This window comes from Pseudomonas sp. NCIMB 10586, from assembly GCF_023127895.1.
GTDB lineage: Bacteria > Pseudomonadota > Gammaproteobacteria > Pseudomonadales > Pseudomonadaceae > Aquipseudomonas > Aquipseudomonas synxantha_A.
Map to the genome: position 1 here is coordinate 273815 of NZ_SPKQ01000045.1, position 17002 is coordinate 290816.

The window sequence follows — 17002 nt, forward strand, 5'->3', positions numbered from 1 at the left end:
CTTCTTTTTTCAGCGACTGACTGTCCCTATGCCCCTGACCTCCAAAGGCCCACGAGGCCGAGCCACACGTTACGTCATCAGCGCAACCTGTGGACTGCTCCCGATTCTGCTGGGGGTCGCGATTCTTTACTGGCAAGCTGAACGCACACTTGAACAAAGCACCACACAAACGGCTCAGGAAGCAGTGCGCCAGTTCGATTTGATGCTCGACAATACCGCCCTCGCCGCCCGGGATTTGCTGCCATTGGCAGGCAAGCCGTGCGATAACGCGGCGAAACTGGCGCTGCGCGAACAGGTCACGCGCCGGCCGTTCGTACGCGCCACCACGTTGTCCTGGCAGAAAAACATTTATTGCAGCTCACTGTTTGGCGGCGACTACCAATCGCCGGTCAACCCGGACGACTATGTGGATGGCCGGTTGTGGTTGATGAATGGCAACCCTGTCACGCCAGATACTGCGTTACTGGTTTACCGCCTGGTGGAGGGTGAGCAAGGCGCGTTTGCCTCGATCGACAGCTACCACCTCACCAATGCCTTGCGCCTGATCAGTCGTTACGCCTATTTGGTGCTGCAAGTCGGGCCCAATTGGCTGGATGCCGACGGCAAAGTGCATAACGACGCAGTGCCCGTGTTCGTCGTGGCGCATCATCACCTGGCGTCGGCGCGCTATCACTACAGCGTCGAGGCCGGGATGCCTGCCGGGGAAACCTGGCGTTATATGCAGGCCCGCTATCCGGCGGTGTTCAGCCTGGTGGCGTTCTTTGGTTTGCTGGCTGGCATCCTCGCCCATTGGCTGCAAAAACGCTCGTCGGCACCCACCCACGAACTGCAACGTGCATTAAGCGCCAACGAATTTATCCCGTACTTCCAACCCGTGGTGCGCGGTGATACGCGTCAGTGGGCCGGTTGCGAAGTGCTGATGCGCTGGAAACATCCTAAAGAGGGCCTGGTGCGGCCAGATTTGTTTATTCCCCTGGCCGAAGACTCCGGCCTCATCGTGCCGATGACCCGCGCCCTGCTGCGCCAGACCGCCGCGCAACTGGCGCCCCATGCCGAACGCTTCAACCCCGGTTTTCATATTGGCGTGAACATTACCGCGCGGCATTGCCAGGACCTCGAACTGGTGAACGATTGCCAGGAGTTTCTCGCAGCCTTCCCGCCCGGCCAGGTCACCTTGGTACTGGAGCTGACCGAACGCGAACTGATCGAGCCCACCGAAACCACCCGCAGCCTGTTTGACGCCCTGCATCAGTTGGGGGTGATGATCGCGATCGATGACTTCGGCACCGGCCATTCCAGCCTCGGTTACTTGCGCAACTTCAATGTCGACTACTTGAAGATTGATCAGAGCTTTGTCGCCATGATCGGTGTGGATGCACTGTCACGGCATATTCTGGACAGCATCATAGAACTGTCAGCCAAGCTTGACCTTGGCATTGTTGCCGAAGGCGTGGAAACAGCAGAACAGTGTGAATACCTCGTCGCCCAAGGTGTGGATTTCTTACAAGGTTACCTGTTCGGCAAGCCGCTACCCTGCGATGAGTTCATTAAATCGTTAGGCAACCGATGAAAGATTGTTATTTGGACAGAAGACATGATTTACTCCAGAGGGATTAACTACTACAATTTTTCTGCCTGTGCAGAACTCGCAGAAGGGTCTTCTTCGTTGACGTCGTGTTAACGTTTCTGGCTTATAGCTTTGTCTGCAGTTGATATCAGCCACTACACTATTGGAGTACAGATTTTGTCCAGACTCGCCGAATTTCGCGCAGCAGAAAAAGCCCTTCAAGAGCAGCTGGCCCAGCTGGAATCCTTGAAGAATGACGCAGGCTTGAAGAAAGAAATCGAATTCGAAGAAAAGCTCAAAAAGCTGATGGACAGCTACGGCAAAAGTCTGCGCGATGTCATCGCCATTCTTGATCCAGCCCCGCGCAAGGCGGGTGCTACCATCGCCGCAGCGCCAAAGCAGCGCCGTGCACGGGTCGTCAAGGTTTACCACAACCCGCATACCGGTGAGCTGATCGAGACCAAAGGCGGCAACCACCGCGGCCTGAAAGCGTGGAAAGAAGAGTACGGCGCTGCCACGGTAGATTCCTGGCTGCGCGGCTAATCATCCCGCACTAAAAAAGCCCCGCACATGCGGGGCTTTTTTGCAGTTGACGGTTCGAAAGCGAACTTAACCAGCCGTTCATTTTGTTCAAAACCACTAAAAAGGGTCGATTCAAAGTTTCAGGCTGTTACGCACCGAACTGACTTCGTCTTTGCTCGCCTCGTAGGCTTGCGCCTGGCCCGCGTAAGAAAATACATAGGCCTTATCTGTATCCACTGCGCCGACTAATGTTTGTGACAACACGTGCCGTCCATTTTCGGTTATCACGCAAGTAGTCTCCAACGCTTCAAGGCGACTCAGTGTCGTAGGATGCATCTTGCTGCACACGCTTTGATAACCGCCCTGGGCGAAATCTTTCTGAATCGATTTGCGCATTTCCAGTAACACGCCTGGAAGATTAACTTTATGTCCGGTTTCAATTGGCGTGCCGGTCAACTCCATGACCATCAGGGTTGCGCCGTTTTCATCATTTTTGATCGCGCGCTGGCGAGACACTGTTTGAGCCTTCGCGGGGACTTCGTCGTCAGGTATGACTTCTTCGACCTGCCAGCCGCTGGGCCAATGAATCTCCGGGTCGGCCGCCAATACGAACGGGCTCCCCAGCATCAGGCACAACGTACTCAACAGCGATTTACGAAACTCGATCATTATGAAAAACGCCCAGGGTTCAAGCCGCAAAGTTTGCGGCCCCGGACCCGCCGCTCGCAAGGGCCGCGTGCGTTTTTTCATTTGGCGCGGCAGGTAGCCCTTGCGTATCATGAGCCGGCAGCACGGATGCTTGCCGCACGCCAAGGGACCGCTTTGCCCCATTTTTTCTGGAGGGCCCATGAGCCTGCACGAACTGAACACCTTCCCGGGCGTCACTGCCCAACCTGACACCGCCACTGCAAATTTTGTGTTTAACCACACCATGTTGCGGGTCAAGGACATCACCAAATCGCTGGACTTCTACACCCGCGTGCTGGGTTTCTCCCTGGTTGAAAAACGCGACTTCCCGGAAGCCGAATTCAGCCTGTATTTCCTCGCCCTGGTGGACAAGGCCCAAATCCCGGCCGACGCCGCCGAGCGCACCCAGTGGATGAAATCGATTCCGGGCATCCTTGAGCTGACCCATAACCACGGCACCGAAAACGACGCCGACTTTGCCTATCACAACGGCAATACCGACCCGCGTGGCTTTGGCCATATCTGTATTTCGGTACCGGATATCGTCGCTGCGTGCGAGCGTTTCGAAGCGCTGGGCTGCGATTTCCAGAAGCGCCTGACGGATGGCCGCATGAAGAGCCTGGCCTTCATCAAGGACCCGGATGGTTACTGGGTCGAGATCATCCAGCCGGCGCCGATGTAACACGCGGCGCGTCTCGCGCAGTACGCAGGAATAAAAAAGCCCCATGATTGCTCATGGGGCTTTTTTGGTTTTTCGCGTGTCACTTATGCCGGGGCTGATGTGCGAATCAAGTGATCGAATGCACTCAGGGAGGCCTTGGCACCCTCGCCCACCGCAATGACGATCTGCTTGTAGGGCACGGTAGTGACGTCACCGGCCGCAAATACACCCGGCAGTGAAGTCTCGCCACGAGCATCCACGATGATCTCGCCGCGAGGCGTCAGCTCCACCGTGCCTTTGAGCCAGTCGGTGTTGGGCAACAAACCGATCTGCACGAAGATACCTTCCAGGTCGATAGTCTTGAACTCACCACTGTCGCGATCCTTGTAGGCAAGGCCGGTGACTTTCTGACCATCGCCTTTGACTTCGCTGGTCAGCGCGCTGGTAATCACATCCACGTTCGGCAAGCTGTAAAGCTTGCGTTGCAGCACCGCATCGGCGCGCAACTTGCTGTCAAACTCCAGCAACGTGACATGGTTGACGATCCCGGCCAGATCAATAGCCGCTTCCACACCGGAGTTACCGCCGCCGATCACCGCAACTCGCTTGCCCTTGAACAGCGGCCCATCGCAGTGCGGGCAGAAGCACACGCCCTTGGCCTTGTATTCCTGCTCGCCCGGCACACCCATCTCTCTCCAACGGGCGCCAGTGGCCAGGATAACGGTCTTGGACTTGAGGGTCGCACCGCTTTCGAAGCGAATCTCATGCAACTCACCGGCATTTTTCGCCGGCACCAGGCTGCTGGCGCGCTGCAGGTTCATGATGTCCACGTCGTACTGACGCACATGCGCTTCCAACGCACTGGCCAGTTTCGGCCCTTCGGTTTCCTGTACCGAGATAAAGTTCTCAATGGACATGGTGTCTAGCACCTGGCCACCAAAACGTTCCGCCGCTACACCGGTACGGATACCTTTACGGGCTGCGTAGATGGCCGCCGAGGAACCGGCTGGGCCGCCGCCGACAACCAATACATCGAACGCCTCTTTGGCACTGATTTTCTCGGCGGCTTTTTCGAGGCCGCTAGTGTCGAGCTTGGCAAGAATTTCTTCCAGGCCCATGCGGCCCTGGCCGAAGTTCACCCCATTCAAGTAGACACTGGGCACCGCCATGACCTGGCGCTCGTCGACTTCGGCCTGGAACAGCGCGCCGTCGATGGCCACGTGACGGATATTGGGGTTCAACACAGCCATCAGGTTCAGGGCCTGGACCACGTCCGGGCAGTTCTGGCACGACAGCGAAAAGTATGTCTCGAAGCTGAACTCACCTTTAAGGGCGCGGATCTGTTCAATCACTTCGACACTGGCCTTCGACGGGTGGCCACCGACTTGCAACAGAGCCAGCACCAGCGAAGTGAATTCATGACCCATGGGGATGCCGGCGAAGCGCAGGCTGATATCGGCACCCGGGCGGTTGATGGAGAACGATGGCCGGCGCGCATCATCGCCATCGGTTTTCAGGGTAATCAGCGTGGTGAGGCTGATGACGTCCTGTAAAAGAGCAAGCATTTCCTGGGATTTCGCGCCGTCGTCGAGGGAGGCGACGATCTCGATCGGCTGGGTGACCCGTTCCAGGTATGACTTCAACTGAGCTTTAAGATTGGCGTCCAACATACGGGCGATTTCCTGTTCATTCGGTTTATTGCAGACAAAAAAACGCCCGAGCGAATCTCGCCCGGGCGTTTTGAGGGCGGATGCAGCTTACTTAAGTGCGGATTCCCGCCCTTGATACGTCTTCACAGACTTAGATCTTGCCGACCAGGTCCAGGGACGGAGCCAGAGTGGCCTCGCCTTCTTTCCACTTGGCTGGGCACACTTCGCCTGGGTGGGCAGCGACGTATTGAGCAGCCTTGATCTTGCGCAGCAGCTCGGAAGCATCACGGCCAACACCACCGTCGTTCAGTTCGACGATCTTGATCTGACCTTCCGGGTTGATCACGAAAGTACCGCGGTCAGCCAAGCCAGCTTCTTCGATCAGCACGTCAAAGTTGCGGGAGATGGTCAGAGTTGGGTCACCGATCATGGTGTACTGGATTTTGCCGATGGCTGGCGAAGTGTTGTGCCAGGCAGCGTGGGCAAAATGGGTGTCGGTGGACACGCTGTAGATTTCGACGCCCAGTTTCTGGAATTCGGCGTAGTTGTCAGCCAGGTCTTCCAGTTCGGTTGGGCAAACGAAGGTAAAGTCGGCTGGGTAGAAGAACACTACCGACCACTTGCCTTTCAGGTCAGCGTCGGTCACATCCAGGAAGCTGCCGTTTTTGAAAGCGGTGGCTTTAAACGGTTTTACTTGGCTGTTGATGATAGGCATCGTTGACTCTCCGTCAGGGGTTAAGAAGTTGATGAGATGAATCCTACCGACTCTTTCGGTCGATGGCCCATTGGCAAACCTGATGCTGATGATTGGCTTTCTCTATCAAGTGGCGGTATTAATAGAAGAAATTTCAAATCAGCGGCTGGGTGGCCAGGGTCATGCCGAGAAACGGCGTCGCTTCAACATAGCGCATGGCGGATTTCATGTCGTTCCACCCGACGTAACTCATCAGCGACTTCAAGTCCCAGCCACTGCGATGGGCCCAGGTGGCAAAGCCGCGCCGCAGGGAGTGGCTGGTGTATTGCTCGGCGGGGATGCCTGCACGTTCCAGGGCCTGGCGCAATAATGGGATGACGCTATTGGGATGCAGCCCCTCCTCGCCCAGGTTGCCCCAACGGTCGATGCCGCGAAAGACCGGGCCGCGAACCAGCGCCGAGGCGCTGAGCCAGTCGCTGTAAGCTTGCACCGGGCACAGGCGCAGCAGCGCTGGTGTCTGGTACGTCTTGCCCAGGTTTTCCCGATCGCCTTTGCTGCGTGGTAGGTACAGGCTGATCCCGGCGCCGGGCACAGCCTGGATGTGCTCAATGCTTAATCGGCACAGCTCATCACTGCGAAACCCCCGCCAAAAGCCCAGCAGGATCAGCGCAGTGTCACGCTTGGCGCGCAGCAAGCGGGGCTGGTCCTGGTTTTCGCTGGCCTGGCTTGCTTCAAGCGCCAGTGAAGTGACGACCTGCTCAAGATGCTGTAGCTGCAAAGGCTCAGCCTGCCGCTCGCGCGCTGGATGCACGGCACGAATCCCCTTGAGCACCTTGCGCACCACGGGCGCTTTCGTCGGATCGGCAAAGCCCTGGCTGGTATGCCACTGCGCCAGTGCCGAAAGCCGCAGTTTCAAGGTGTTCACCGCCAACACTCCGGCGTGCGCCACCAGATAACGCGCCACGCTGTCGCTGGTGGCCGGCAGAAACCCTCCCCAACTCACTTCGAAGTGCTCGATCGCCGCACGGTAGCTGCGGCGCGTGTTGTCGCGGGTCGCAGCGTTGAGATATCGATCCAGCTCGCTCATGGGTGTCGTTTCGTACTGCCGTCAGGGGAAGTGGCGGTTAAAACCGTTATGACACGGGATAATACGCCAATATCCCATCTGTTAAATCATGAATTTCAACGATTTTTTATACGTGTTAAAGTATGTATATACATACCATGTACCACAGTACTAAATCGACGGAGACTCCATGGCTCGCGGCGGCATAAACAAAGCAGTAGTTCAAACGGCACGCTTGGCAATCCTTGCCCGCGGCGAAAACCCCAGCATCGACGCAGTACGGATCGAGATGGGTAATACCGGTTCCAAAACCACTATTCATCGCTATTTGAAGGAGCTGGACGAAAGTGAAACCCGGCTGACCATTACCGAGGCGCCGATTGACGACGAGCTAGGCGAGCTGGTTGCACGTCTGGCCCAGCGCCTGAAAGAGAAGGCTCAGGAGCCGATTGACTTGGCGCTGGCGCAATTTGAACAGCAGAAAACCGCCCTGCTCGCCCAGGTTGAGGCGCTTGAAGAGGCACACACTCAGCTCAAGCAGCAATTTGATATCCAGGCCGCAGCCCTGGCGGAAGAAAGCGCTGCGCTGCAAACCGTCAGCACCAGCCTGCAAACCGAGCAAACCCGTAACGCCGGGTTGAGCCAGGCGTGCAGTGATTACGAGTTGCGGATCAACGACAAGGACGAACAGATTCGCTCACTGGAAGAGAAACACCTGCACGCACGCGACGCGCTTGAGCATTACCGCAACGCGATAAAGGAACAGCGCGAGCAAGAGCAGCGTCGCCATGAAGGCCAGCTGCAGCAGGTTCAAGCCGAATTGCGCCAGGCGCAGCAAAGCGCACTCGTACGCCAGGATGAAATCACCCAACTGCATCGCGATAATGAACGCCTGCTGATTGAGCAGCGAGTGACCACCAAGGAACTGAACGCATTGCAGGATCAGACCCGCAAGGATCAGGCCGCACAACTCAAGCTCAATGAGCACCTGAGCAAGATCGACAGCGAGCGCGCCCTGCTTCAGGAGCGCCTGCGGGTTGCAGCACTGGACAGTCAGGCACGCCAGGAGGCGCTACTTGAAAATCAGCAGCGCAACAAGGCACTGGAACTGGACCTGATCAAGGCCCAGGCCAGCATCGACGCGCTGCGCCTGGCCGCCGCCGTTGCAACGGCGCCAGAGACAGCACAACCATCCTGATCAATCGGCCACAGGCGTGCGCATGGTGACGAACTCTTCGGCCGCCGTCGGGTGCACGCCGATGGTCTCGTCGAAATGCTGTTTGGTCGCGCCCGCCTTGAGCGCGATCGCCAGCCCCTGCACGATTTCGCCTGCATCCGGACCGACCATATGGCAGCCCAAGACCTTGTCGGTGTCGGCATCGACCACCAGTTTCATCAGGGTCTTTTCCTGGCAGTCGGTCAAGGTCAGCTTCATAGGCCGGAAACGGCTTTCAAAGATCTGCACCTTGTGGCCTTGCTTGCGCGCGTCTTCTTCCGTCAGCCCGACGGTGCCGATATTCGGCAGGCTGAACACCGCCGTTGCGATGTTGGCGTAATCCACCGCACGGTACTGCTCAGGCTTGAACAGGCGCCGCGCCACGGCCATGCCTTCAGCCAGGGCGACCGGCGTCAGTTGCACCCGACCAATCACATCGCCAATGGCCAGGATCGATGGTTCGGCGGTCTGGTAAAGATCGTCCACCTCAACGAAGCCGCGCTCGTCCAACTTCACACCGGTATTTTCCAGCCCCAGGTTGTCGAGCATCGGGCGGCGACCGGTGGCGTAGAACACACAGTCGGCTTCCAGCACGCGGCCATCCTTCAAGGTGGCCTTGAGGCTACCGTCGGCTTGCTTGTCGATGCGCTCGATGTCGGCATTGAACTGCAAGTCCAACCCGCGCTTGGTCAGTTCTTCCTTTAGGTGGGTGCGCACCGAACCGTCGAAACCGCGCAAGAACAGGTCGCCGCGATACAGCAAGGTGGTGTTGGCACCCAAACCATGGAAAATTCCGGCGAATTCCACTGCAATGTAACCACCACCCACCACCAGTACGCGCTTGGGTAGCTCTTTAAGAAAGAACGCCTCATTGGAACCGATCGCGTGTTCACGCCCTGGAATTTCCGGGATCTGCGGCCAGCCGCCGGTAGCGATCAGGATGTGCCTGGCAGTAAAGCGCTCGCCGTTGATCTCTACCTGATGCGCATCTACCAGACGCGCATGGCCTTCATGCAGGGTCACCCCGCTGTTGACCAGCAGGTTGCGATATATGCCATTAAGACGGTTGATCTCGCGATCCTTGTTGGCAATCAGGGTTGCCCAGTCAAAGTTCGCTTCGCCCAATGACCAACCGAAGCCACTGGCTTGCTCGAAGTCTTCGGCAAAATGCGCGCCGTACACCAACAGCTTTTTCGGCACGCAGCCGACGTTCACACAGGTGCCGCCCAGATAGCGGCTTTCCGCAACGGCCACCTTGGCACCGAAGCCTGCGGCAAAGCGCGCCGCACGAACACCGCCGGAACCGGCGCCAATTACATACAGGTCAAAATCGTAGGCCATTTCACTCTCCTCGGCAGGACACCAGCATACCGACTTACATGGGGCTGAAAAACGAAAAAGCCACCCGAAGGTGGCTTTCTCTTGAAACAGTGCGGCAAGCGTGAATCAGTAGGCCTTGCCAGTCTTGTAGAAGTGCTCGTAGCAGAAGTTGGTTGCTTCGATGTAGCCTTCGGCGCCACCGCAGTCAAAACGCTGCCCTTTGAACTTGTAGGCAATTACGCAACCGTCTTTGGCTTGCTTCAACAGCGCATCGGTGATCTGGATTTCGCCACCCTTGCCCGGCTCGGTTTCTTCGATCAGTTTGAAGATGTCCGGGGTGAGGATGTAACGACCGATGATCGCCAGGTTCGACGGAGCATCTTCCGGCGCTGGCTTCTCGACCATGTCACGCACGCGGATCAAGCCATCGCCAATATCGTCGCCGGCGATAACACCGTACTTGTTGGTTTCGGTTGGGTTGACTTCCATGACCGCAACGATGGTGCAGCGGTATTTCTGGTAGAGCTTGACCATCTGGGTCAGCACACCATCACCTTCCAGGTTCACACACAGGTCATCCGCCAGGACCACGGCAAACGGTTCGTCACCGATCAGCGGGCGACCGGTAAGGATAGCGTGGCCGAGGCCTTTCATTTGAGTCTGACGGGTGTAGGAGAACGAGCACTCGTCGAGCAATTTACGGATACCGACCAGGTATTTTTCCTTGTCGGTGCCTTTGATCTGGTTTTCCAGCTCATAGCTGATGTCGAAGTGGTCTTCCAGGGCGCGTTTGCCGCGGCCGGTAACGATGGAGATCTCGTTCAGGCCGGCATCCAGGGCTTCTTCCACGCCGTACTGAATCAGTGGCTTGTTCACCACCGGCAGCATCTCTTTGGGCATGGCTTTGGTCGCTGGCAAGAAGCGAGTGCCGTAACCGGCTGCTGGGAACAAGCATTTCTTGATCATATGAGTCCTTACAAAGGGCTGTGCGTACGGAATTCGGCGCAGTCTAATCAGGCCGCAGTCACCTTACAATGGGTCCTGCTGGCGTTGCGATGGCATCATAGAGAAAAAATGTCGGCGTAAGTTCCGCTGATCTTGCAAAGGGGTTGCCCACGATCAGACGAAACACACCCGCCCCCCCTTTATTTAAAAGGGCTGCAATGGTTTTAGCACGCTTTTCGCCGCCTGGCACTGACCTGCAACAACTCGCGCCCCCCTCAGCCGTTTGGCGGTATCATGGCCGCCTTGAATCAGACCACGAGATTGCCAATAGATGTCAGAACCCAAAGGTGTAAACGGCTACCTGATCACGCAGCGTGCAGACGGCTGGCACTTGATCAATTTTCACGGCGACAGCGTTGCCGGAACATTTGCTACCGAGAGCCAGGCGATTGCCGTAGCTGAAGTGTTTGTGGATGAAGCAGGCCACGCGTCGAGCAAACGCCCGAAAAACAAGTAAGCCTCGCCACACCGCCACAAAAAAGCCCCGGTCGACGGGGCTTTTTTGTGGACGCCTGTATTTGTCGGCGCCCTGCGACCTCTGCGCCCCCCGACACTTAGTTGTTTCGCTTGGTAAACGACTATTGTTTTTCAATTCGCGTAATCCCATTCTTACATCCAAAACCCTAACTAAAACATTCTCATTTAGCTGCATGTAGTTCAATTCTTACAGTCAAAATAAAATTTTTGGCAAATTGCCATATCCTTCCTATATATCGCTATACGTTACGGCTACACCACTAAACGAATGCGCCGACTTACTTCCACAGTGCAAAGCCACACAATCATTTCCGCCTCAAACGTGCCGCCGGATTGCAATGCAATTAATTGGAAAACCTGATTATTAGAAAGCTGACTCGGCTGACGACTTCGGGATTTACCGGGCGCCACTTTTGCGGTGAAACCGTCAGTCCCAGACCCAATAGCGGCGGGACTTTTCAATGACATTTTTATGTGGGCGTCTGCAAATGAAAACTAAGTTTAAAACTGCGCTGTTTACCCTTGGGCTGTTCGCCGGCTCGATCTCAGGAGCTCATGCCGCAGATGGAACAGTCACCTTCCTCGGATCGGTCCACTCGGGTGCTTGCTCCATCAAGCCTGAATCCATCGACCAGACCGTTAACCTCGGCGCCATCGCAAAGCATCAATTGCAGGCCGGCGGCAAGTCGGAAGCCCGAAGCGTGAAAATCGAACTGGAGGGCTGCGACCTGACGGACCTTACCGATAACACGGTAACCACTACCTTCACCGCCGCCCCCTCAAACGATGTTCCAGGTGCAATCGGTACCGTCGGTGGTGCAGGCCGCATTGGCATCATGATGACCCACGGCGGCAAACCCGTTGAGCTGGGCGTCGCTACAACCCCGCAAGCCATTTCCACGGGTGATAACACCCTGGAATTCGGTGCCTACGTTCAAGGCGCGGCTACCGGCGACATCGTCCCCGGTGATTTCAGCGCCGTCACCAACTTCACCTTGGCCTATCAGTAAGTTGTTCCCCCCGCCACCTGAGGGTGGCGGGGGGACGGGTGGGAGATACCGGTGAAAACATTCTTAAATCTCGCAGTCACCTCCTCGTTGACGATGTTCATCAGTCCCTGGAGTTTCGCCCAGCCACCTGCCCAGGGCGAAGGCGTTGTCACGCTGGGTGGCGTGATCGTCGACTCCGCATGCGGGCTGGAACTGATCAGTGCCGATCAGTCCATCGAGATGCCCCCCGAGCCTATAGGCAGGCTATTGCGCAATGCATTGGGCGAGCCACACCCCTTCGAATTACGCCTGGTCAATTGCTCCTTGACGCGCCCGGACCCGTCGCGGCCTGGGGCCACGCTGCCTGATTGGGAGCATCTGCGGGTGACCTTCGACGGGCCTCGCGACAGGGACGGCCGCTCCTTTGCCGCCTTTGGAGACTCACAGGGGGTTGCCTTCCATATCTGGGATTCGGCTGGCCAAGAGAGTGTGCCGGGCGAGCCGATGGCTCCGCACCCCCTGGCTGAAGGTGACATGACACTGCACTACACGCTTCGACTGGTCGGCAACGGGCTGCCACTGGCACCGGGGGCTCACCGGGTCGCAGTGCGGTTCAAGTTGGAATACTTTTGAACATTGATGGGTTGCTTTCATGCTGAATGCGTCGAAGATCAAAAATACGCTTCGCCCCAGCCTGGTAGGCGGGCTGATGTCGCTGGCCGGAACCGCGTTGGGCGCCGGGGATATCGAATTCAATACCGACGTGCTTGATTTGAATGATCGCACCAATATTGATTTGTCCCGCTTCGCCCGTAGCGGTTTCATTCTGCCCGGGACCTACACGATGCTTGTGCAGATCAATGGCCAGCCTGTTTCCGAGCAAGCGGTGGCCTTCTACCCTCCCGAGCATGATCCCAAGGGCAGCCAGGCATGCTTGTCCCCTGGCCTGGTGGAACTGTTGGGGCTGAAGGCGTCGGATGCCACCAAGCTCACCGCGTGGAAAAACGGCGAGTGCCTGGATACCCAAGGCCTGCCAGGTACAGAGGTGAGCGCTGACCTGGCCACCTCCACGCTGAACATCAACCTGCCCCATGCCTACCTTGAATACAGCGCCCTCAACTGGGATCCACCCGCGCGCTGGGATGAGGGAGTGCCGGGATTACTGGTTGACTACAACCTGACGGCACAGTCCAACGCCCAGAAAAACCAAAATACACGCAATCACCTGAGCGGCAATGGAACCCTGGGGGCCAATGCCGGGGCCTGGCGCCTGCGTGCCGATTGGCAGGGACGCGTCGACAGCGCGAGGGACCGATCCGCCGGGGAGCAGAAGCTGGAGTGGAGCCGCTACTACGCTTACCGCGCCATTCCTTCGCTGAAGGCGCGATTGGTGGTGGGCGAGAACTACCTGTACTCGGACCTGTTCGACAGCTTCCGTTTTACCGGTGCCGCGCTGAATTCGGACGAAAGCCAACTGCCACCGAACTTGCGCGGCTATGCGCCGGAGGTTGTCGGGGTTGCCAAGACAAACGCCAGGGTCGTCGTCAGCCAGCAAGGCCGCGTGCTGTATGAAGCCCTGGTGGCGGCCGGCCCCTTTCGCATTCAGGACCTCAATGACGCCGTCACGGGTACGCTGGATGTGCGCGTGGAAGAGCAGGACGGCTCGGTGCAAACCTTCAAGCTCAACACTGCCGGTGTTCCTTACCTGACGCGCCCCGGGCAAATCCGCTACAAACTCGCGACCGGACGGCCTTCCGATCTTCAATACGGGGCTGACGGTAACTTTTTCGGCACCGGCGAATTCTCCTGGGGGGTCAGCAACGGCTGGTCATTGTTCGGCGGCGCCATTACCGATAACAACTACCATGCGGCCACTGTCGGTGCAGGTCGTGACTTGCTGGTGTTAGGAGCATTATCCCTGGATGTCACCCAGTCCCATGCGAACGTGTGGAATCAGACCCTCTCGGGCAAATCCTATCGCCTGCAATACTCCAAGAACTTCGAACAATACGACAGCCAAGTAACCTTCGCAGGTTATCGGTTTTCCGATAAGAACTTCTTAAGCATGAGCGAATACCTGGATGCTCGTCATTATGGAATGAACGGCGAACTCGCAGGGCGCGGAAAATACGACGAGTTCGGTCAATACGCTGGCGAATTCAAACCTATAGGGGGCAGTAAGGCGCTGTATACCGCCACGATCAACAAACAGTTTCGCGACTTGGGTGCCACGGTGTACGCCAGTTACAACAAACAAACTTACTGGTCGCGGCCCTCCAGCCAGCGTTGGAACTTGTCGGTATCTCGCTACTTCAATGTCGGCACCGTCAAGAATCTGAGCCTGTCCCTGAATGTCTATCGCACCCAGGACTACAGCTATAAGGATAACGGCATGGCGCTGACGGTCAGCCTGCCGCTGGGACGCAGTGGCACGTTATCGCTGGACGCGAACAGAACAGCAGGCAAGAGCGGCTTTTCAACGCGCTACAGCGATCGCCTGGATGAACGCAACAGCTACCAGCTCAGTGCAAGTGACAATTCCGCCAGCGGTTACCTGAGCCACATGGGCGATCAGGCTGACTTGACGCTGGCCGCCAGCCGTCAACAGGGCAACACCAGCCTGAGCATGTCGGCCCGCGGTGGCGGCACCCTCACGCCCCACGGCGCAGCACTGCATCGAACCAGCAGCATGGGCGGCACGCGTCTGATGGTCGATACCGGCGGTGTAGCCGATGTGCCAGTGCGCGGTTACGGCACGCCGACACGCAGCAACGCCTTTGGCAAAGCAGTGATTTCCGATTTGAGCAGTTACCAGCGTACGGCGGCCAGCGTGGATCTGGAGCGCCTGCCGAAAAACGTCGAAGCCACGCAATCTGTCACGCAAGTGACCCTCACCGAAGGTGCCATCGGCTACCGATCCCTGGAGGTGATTTCCGGTGAGAAAGCCATGGCGGTACTGCGCCTGCCGGATGGCAGTACGCCGCCCTTCGGAGCAATGGTTAAGAACGCTAAGCAACAGGACACCGGCATTGTGAATGATGGCGGCAGTGTGTACCTCAGCGGTATCCAGGCAGGTGAGCAGATGTTCGTCACCTGGGGAGAAAATTCGCGCTGCATTCTTACGCTGCCTTTGGATTTGCCGGCTGATGGCTTGACCCATGCCCTGCAACTGGATTGCCCAATGGTAGCCACTGATCAAACCTCGCCCGCGCCGTCCAAGCTGACCGGCCAGCACACCGCCACGGAGAACACATCCTCATGATGCTCAATACACGCCTCACCCTCTCGTCCATCGCAATGCTGGCCTTCAGCCTGAGCCAAAGCGCCCACGCTGCGATTGCCTTGGACCGTACACGCGTGATCTTTGACGGAAGCAAGGACGCCACCAGCGTGAATATCACCAACAACAACACCCAGTTGCCGTACCTGGCCCAAGGATGGATTGAGGATGAACAGGGTCAGAAAATCACCGCACCCTTGATCGTGCTGCCACCGGTGCAGCGTGTGGAGCCTGGCAAACAAAGCCAGGTAAAGGTCCAGGCACTGCCCGCGGCCAAATCCTTGCCGCAGGATCGGGAGACGGTCTACTACTTCAATCTGCGGGAAATTCCGCCGCGCAGCGACAAGGCCAACACGCTGCAAATCGCGCTGCAAACCCGGATCAAGTTGTTCTATCGACCGCAAGCCATCACTCCGACCCAGCAAGATCTGTCCAACCCCTGGCAGGAAAAGCTGACCCTTTCACGGCAAGGCGAACATTACCAGGTGAACAACCCAACGCCGTACTTCGTGACCCTGGTGGATGCACGCAGCACCAGGGATGGCAAGACCGTGCCGGGTTTCGAACCGCTGATGGTCCCCCCCAAAGGCTCGCTGACCCTGGGCCCGACCGCCAAGGCCCTCGGCACCTCGCCTTATCTGGCCTACGTGAATGACTACGGCGGACGTCCGCTGCTGGCGTTCACCTGCAGTGGCGAGACTTGCAAGGTGAACCTGCAAGCAGCCCCGCTCACACCGTAATACCGACCGGAGTCAGCCATGAAATCGCACTATGTGAAGGTCTTGGGCGGCCTGCTACTGGCCCTTGTCGGGAGCGCGCAGGCCCAGGATGAAGACGATATAGAAGGCATGAGCGGACGACTGAATATCTCCGGATCAATGCATGAAACCCCCTGCAACCTGGAGATGACGTCGGTGCATCAAACCATTGATTTGGGCGATGTCTCCACCAGCCAATTGCGTCGTCCTGGCGATCAGGCAAGGTCAGTGGCATTCCAGTTGCGCTTCACCGATTGCCACCGCACCGCCGGCAGCATCCGCAGTGAACGCACAGGCAATCTGACGTGGAGTGCCTTTCAACCGGTGCTGTCGGTAGCGTTCCTCGCACCGGCCGATGCCGATGATTCACGCCTGGTCAAAGTGCAAGGCATCAGCGGGATGGGCCTTCAATTAACTGATGTGCTTGGCCGGGATGTAAACCTGGGTCAGCGGGGGGAACCTTTGTTCCTGCCCCTGGGTGGCGCCACCCAGACCTGGAACGTTCGGCCCACACGCACCTCCGCACCGTTGACCAGCGGGGCATTCCGGGCAGTGGTGGACTTCAGGCTCAATTATGAGTAAGGGCAGAAAAATGGCGAACTCAAACGGCTTGTGGGCCGTGTTTATAGGCGGCCTGATGTGGGCCGTCAGCCAGGCGACGCAGGCCGAGACCAGCCTGACCATCCGTGCGGTGATCATTGCGCCGCCGCCGTGCGTCATCAACAGCGGCAGTACGCTCGATGTGCCATTCGGCAATGACCTGCTGACCTCAAGGATCGACGGAATCAACTACCGCCGTGGTGTGCCCTACACCGTTACCTGTGATGCGCCGTACAGCAACGCGCTGACACTGGAACTCAAGGGCACCGGGGCTGCGTTTGACAGTCGCGTGCTCGTGACCCGCAAGCCAGACCTTGGGGTGAAGCTGTTCGTCAATGGCACTGACTGGCCTTTGAACACGGCGGTGAACTTTACCTATCCCAATTTCCCGGTGGTTCAGGCTGTACCGGTCAAGCGCGTCGGCAGTAAGTTGACAGGCGGGGCCTTCGATGCGATCGCCACTCTGGTGGTGGATTACCAATGAAGTCGATTACCCATGAAGAGAAACGAT

At 57.6% G+C, this 17002-nt stretch carries 17 protein-coding genes; 11 read left to right on the forward strand and 6 right to left on the reverse strand.

Translation table 11 applies throughout. The features are described 5' to 3' along the window. Positions 1-28 precede the first annotated feature (28 nt). Positions 29-1570 carry an EAL domain-containing protein gene (locus tag E4P01_RS21095; protein ID WP_216091408.1) on the forward strand — a complete coding sequence of 514 codons (1542 nt, stop codon included), beginning with the start codon at positions 29-31 and terminating at the stop codon, positions 1568-1570. Positions 1571-1744: 174 nt separating this feature from the next. After that, positions 1745-2110, forward strand: a complete 366-nt coding sequence (locus E4P01_RS21100) for a histone-like nucleoid-structuring protein, MvaT/MvaU family (protein ID WP_032875443.1) — start codon at positions 1745-1747, stop codon at positions 2108-2110. A gap of 111 nt (positions 2111-2221) precedes the next feature. On the opposite strand, the gene E4P01_RS21105 is transcribed toward E4P01_RS21100, so the two are convergent. Continuing rightward, entirely contained in the window at positions 2222-2758 is a 537-nt protein-coding gene (locus E4P01_RS21105) for a DUF4946 domain-containing protein (protein ID WP_078821338.1), read from the reverse strand. 178 nt (positions 2759-2936) lie between these two features. On the opposite strand from E4P01_RS21105, the gene gloA reads away from it, so the two are divergent. Further along, on the forward strand, positions 2937-3458 hold the full coding sequence (gene gloA, locus E4P01_RS21110; RefSeq protein ID WP_005788230.1) for a lactoylglutathione lyase: 522 nt from the start codon (positions 2937-2939) through the stop codon (positions 3456-3458). Positions 3459-3541: 83 nt separating this feature from the next. Here the strand turns inward: gloA and ahpF are convergent, their stop codons facing one another. From ahpF to E4P01_RS21125, 3 genes are all read right to left on the reverse strand, one after another. After that, positions 3542-5107 carry an alkyl hydroperoxide reductase subunit F gene (ahpF, locus tag E4P01_RS21115; protein ID WP_216091409.1) on the reverse strand — a complete coding sequence of 522 codons (1566 nt, stop codon included), beginning with the start codon at positions 5105-5107 and terminating at the stop codon, positions 3542-3544. 130 nt (positions 5108-5237) lie between these two features. Next, positions 5238-5801 (reverse strand): alkyl hydroperoxide reductase subunit C, encoded by a 564-nt coding sequence (gene ahpC / locus E4P01_RS21120; protein ID WP_005788226.1) that lies wholly within the window; start codon positions 5799-5801, stop codon positions 5238-5240. 133 nt (positions 5802-5934) lie between these two features. Beyond that, the gene (locus E4P01_RS21125) at positions 5935-6867 is read right to left on the reverse strand and encodes a site-specific integrase (protein ID WP_216091410.1); all 933 of its coding nucleotides are present in this window, start codon (positions 6865-6867) and stop codon (positions 5935-5937) included. 169 nt (positions 6868-7036) lie between these two features. Here E4P01_RS21125 and E4P01_RS21130 point away from each other — a divergent pair, with 169 nt between their 5' ends. Next, positions 7037-8044, forward strand: a complete 1008-nt coding sequence (locus E4P01_RS21130; RefSeq protein ID WP_032875454.1) for a DNA-binding protein — start codon at positions 7037-7039, stop codon at positions 8042-8044. On the opposite strand, the gene gorA is transcribed toward E4P01_RS21130, so the two are convergent. Both gorA and galU read right to left on the reverse strand, forming a co-directional pair. Further along, on the reverse strand, positions 8045-9403 hold the full coding sequence (gorA, locus tag E4P01_RS21135; protein ID WP_078821335.1) for a glutathione-disulfide reductase: 1359 nt from the start codon (positions 9401-9403) through the stop codon (positions 8045-8047). 105 nt (positions 9404-9508) lie between these two features. After that, positions 9509-10348, reverse strand: a complete 840-nt coding sequence (galU, locus tag E4P01_RS21140) for a UTP--glucose-1-phosphate uridylyltransferase GalU (protein WP_003173830.1) — start codon at positions 10346-10348, stop codon at positions 9509-9511. A gap of 310 nt (positions 10349-10658) precedes the next feature. Between galU and E4P01_RS21145 the strand changes: the two genes are divergently transcribed. The 7 genes from E4P01_RS21145 (at position 10659) to E4P01_RS21175 (ending at position 16975) form a co-directional block, all read left to right on the forward strand. Then, positions 10659-10844, forward strand: coding sequence for a hypothetical protein (locus E4P01_RS21145; RefSeq protein ID WP_032875460.1), 186 nt, complete (start codon positions 10659-10661; stop codon positions 10842-10844). A 508-nt stretch (positions 10845-11352) separates the two neighbouring features. Beyond that, the gene (locus tag E4P01_RS21150; RefSeq protein WP_078821334.1) at positions 11353-11874 is read left to right on the forward strand and encodes a fimbrial protein; all 522 of its coding nucleotides are present in this window, start codon (positions 11353-11355) and stop codon (positions 11872-11874) included. A gap of 51 nt (positions 11875-11925) precedes the next feature. After that, positions 11926-12486: a type 1 fimbrial protein gene (locus E4P01_RS21155; protein WP_216091411.1), complete on the forward strand. Its 561-nt coding sequence runs from the start codon at positions 11926-11928 to the stop codon at positions 12484-12486. Between the two features lie 19 nt (positions 12487-12505). Further along, positions 12506-15115, forward strand: coding sequence for an outer membrane usher protein (locus E4P01_RS21160; RefSeq protein ID WP_179119828.1), 2610 nt, complete (start codon positions 12506-12508; stop codon positions 15113-15115). Beyond that, entirely contained in the window at positions 15112-15873 is a 762-nt protein-coding gene (locus tag E4P01_RS21165) for a fimbria/pilus periplasmic chaperone (RefSeq protein WP_078821332.1), read from the forward strand. The genes E4P01_RS21160 and E4P01_RS21165 overlap by 4 nt, the downstream gene beginning before the upstream one ends. Positions 15874-15891: 18 nt before the next feature. Next, entirely contained in the window at positions 15892-16473 is a 582-nt protein-coding gene (locus E4P01_RS21170; protein ID WP_078821331.1) for a fimbrial protein, read from the forward strand. 10 nt (positions 16474-16483) lie between these two features. Beyond that, a complete protein-coding gene (locus tag E4P01_RS21175; protein WP_216091412.1) occupies positions 16484-16975 on the forward strand; it encodes a fimbrial protein in 492 nt (163 codons plus the stop codon). Positions 16976-17002: the final 27 nt, after the last annotated feature.